At 45.6% G+C, this 2,705-nt stretch carries 3 protein-coding genes; all 3 read right to left on the bottom strand.

Annotation, left to right across the window (positions count from 1 at the left end):
- Positions 1-491 precede the first annotated feature (491 nt).
- Positions 492-1,007 (bottom strand): serine O-acetyltransferase, encoded by a 516-nt coding sequence (locus IQ270_RS29620; protein WP_193976678.1) that lies wholly within the window; start codon positions 1,005-1,007, stop codon positions 492-494.
- Between the two features lie 194 nt (positions 1,008-1,201).
- Entirely contained in the window at positions 1,202-1,783 is a 582-nt protein-coding gene (locus IQ270_RS29615) for a serine O-acetyltransferase (protein WP_193976677.1), read from the bottom strand.
- A 198-nt stretch (positions 1,784-1,981) separates the two neighbouring features.
- Positions 1,982-2,705 (bottom strand): glycosyltransferase family 2 protein (locus IQ270_RS29610; RefSeq protein WP_193976676.1); only part of this gene is annotated, 724 nt, incomplete at its 5' end.

Genomic DNA, 2,705 nt, shown 5'->3' with positions numbered 1-2,705 from the left:
AATTGCTCGTAATTTAGCACTCAATCTTTATCGAGAAGCTGGAGAAACAAATATGGCACAGGCACAACGGCTCGCGGGCTATGGTCTAGACGTTTTGAAGAAGCTGTTTAGAATGAAATAGCCCTGGTCATAACATAGTGGTAATGTAGAATTATCGCTGAGTGAAGCTCTTCGTGTTTGTAGATGCTGGATGTTGGTGTCATTTCGTAGTTGTACGACATTGGAAACAAACGCCGGCGCGCTGAGTTGGTACTGGAAAAATTGAAACCAGCTTGAAAAGTGAGGGGGAAAACTTGAGGTTTTGGAGTTTCCCGCGACTGAAAGCCACGGGTTTTTATTTAATTTTAAATCCCAAATGTTAGCTGTTCGCCACTAATTCCAATTTGTTTCAAATTTTCCCTCTTGACTTCGACTACTGAGTAGTTCACTTTATATTATAATATAATTCCCGCTAATTTCATAATCTTTCTGCGATTTATAGAAATTATTGTTCAGACTTCCTGGATTTTTTTTTCTATAATTTTTGCCGGTATTCCCACTGCGGTTGCACCGGGTGGCACGTCACAAATCACCACAGCATTGGCGCCAATCAAAGCATGATCGCCGATCGTTACGGAGCGAATAATTTTAGCTCCTGCACCTATATCGACGTGACCACCGATTTTGACATCAGCAACAATTGTCACCTGTTGAAGAATTAGACAGTTAGGGCCAATGGAAGCACTGGGATGAATGACAACGCCATTAGGATGAGTCAGCAGCAGTCCTCCTTGTATTTGGCAGTTTAAAGGGATGTCTGTGGCAGTTACCACGCTCCAAAATCGATGCTGGATCACGTTCCAACGGCATAAAATATATCCTGCAATTCCACCCTGCTGCTGCCACTTTTGATAGTTGCGGATAGATTTGAGCAGTTGGCGACTGGGTTCCCACCACTTGCTAGGTTTTTCGCGGCTCCAGTCTGGTTCTGTAGCAGAAACGATTGGCTTAGTGATTGAGTCAACCATTGTTTGTGCAATTTTTTGATGATGTAGACAATTGTGCCTATTTGTGCAGTTTACCTTAAGATGACTCTCTAACCTGAGTATGGAGATTGCTTGAATCTCCACACACTTAACTTGCTTGAGAGAACAGAGAAAGTTAAGCCTGATATCTCTGTTTGTTTTAACACAGAATCGGGGACACTTTCCGATAAAATGATTTAAGGATTGTTTTCGGCAGGGCGGGATTTTAGAATTTTGGCGGGAATGCCAACGGCAGTTTGACCGGCCGGAATGTCTGATAAAACGACAGCATTTGCACCGATATTTACGTCGTCTCCCAAGTTGACCTTGCCGAGAACTTTTGCACCAGCACCGACGTTAACCCGATCGCCCAATTGAGGAGATTCTAGGGGTTTTTCCAAGTAACGGTTCCCTAGGGTAACGCCTTGGCGGATAATGCAGTCGTCACCAAGAGTGCAGTGTCCATGAACGATGATAGAGCCTTCGTGTTCAATGACGACTCGGCGGCCGAGCTTGACTGTGTACGGCAAATCTATGCCGTAGGTGTTGCGGACTTTTCGGTAGAGCGATCTATATAGAATGCTCAACGGAGCCCGCAGCAGTTTTGGTTCCACCTGCATCCTCCAGACACCGAACCTTTGAACTGCTACGGCGCGAAATCCCGGTTTTGTCCAATCTCGACCATGAGCAATCCAGTCTTCTTTAATTTGCGACCAAAGTCCCAGGCCGGGGGTTTCTAGTTGATTTTCACTGCTGATTAACTTTTGCTCAGTTACCATAAGCTCTAATTCACACTATTTTTTGTTTACTCTATTGCTAGATGCCCACGATCTTAATGGATATATCAGGTTTTTGAGGAAGTAGCAATCCGGTTTTATCGATCGATAATACTAATTTCTCGGCTGCATCATAAAATAATATTTTGCTAGCCTACGTTAACCTGATTTAGTTGGCTTTGACGGATTTACCAAGTCGCTTTAAGAGTTTTTGGATTTTTCAATCTTACCCCCCTTTAAAAATACACTATTTAATACAAAATCCCTCAGTAATTTTGGTGGATCGCCATCGGGTTTGCCTTGAAGTATGCGGCGCACCCTCCAGGCTGCAAAACCCGAAGCCCAGGATACATCAGTTAATGCTGTGTAAACCAAGCCGTAGTTTTTGATAAAGTACCTACGCCGGGAATCAAACCAATAGGTAGGCAGCCGCTTGGCTGGCTTTTTGGTGTCGGTGACGCCTGAGCTTTGGCCGACTAAGTGGACAACCCGACTTTCGGGTACGTACCAGCAACTCCAGCCAGCTTTGTTCGCTTGCAGACAAAAGTCCATTTCTTCGCAGTACATGAAATAAGCTTCATCCATCAAGCCAATCTTTTCAAATACTTCGCGACGGACAATCATGCTGGCTCCCGCTACCCAATCAGTTTGGCAGATTTCTGGGGAAATGGGAGGCGCTGCGACCCAGTTGGCTAATAACTTGGATATAAAGCCTGTGCGCCAGCCGAAATCGAGTTCGGTTAAGATGTTGTGAAATCGAAATGCTGACTGCTGGGGAGTACCGTCGGGGTCTTCCAATCGGCTGCCGGCGATGCCAGCTTCGGGGTGGCATTCCATGAAGTCAACCAGTGCTTTGAGAGCTCCGGGGCGAACTACGGTGTCTGGGTTGAGCAGCAGGATGTAAGGGGGGGGATTGGTGGATTCC

This window comes from Microcoleus sp. LEGE 07076, from assembly GCF_015207455.1.
Classification (GTDB): Bacteria; Cyanobacteriota; Cyanobacteriia; order Cyanobacteriales; family Microcoleaceae; genus Microcoleus.
This window is presented reverse-complemented; position numbering and strand designations above follow the sequence as displayed.

Excerpts from the sequence above, each read along its gene's own strand:
- IQ270_RS29620 (WP_193976678.1), bottom strand. The coding sequence starts at position 1,007 with ATGGTTGACTCAATCACTAAGCCAATCGTTTCTGCTACAGAACCAGAC.
- IQ270_RS29615 (WP_193976677.1), bottom strand. The coding sequence starts at position 1,783 with ATGGTAACTGAGCAAAAGTTAATCAGCAGTGAAAATCAACTAGAAACC.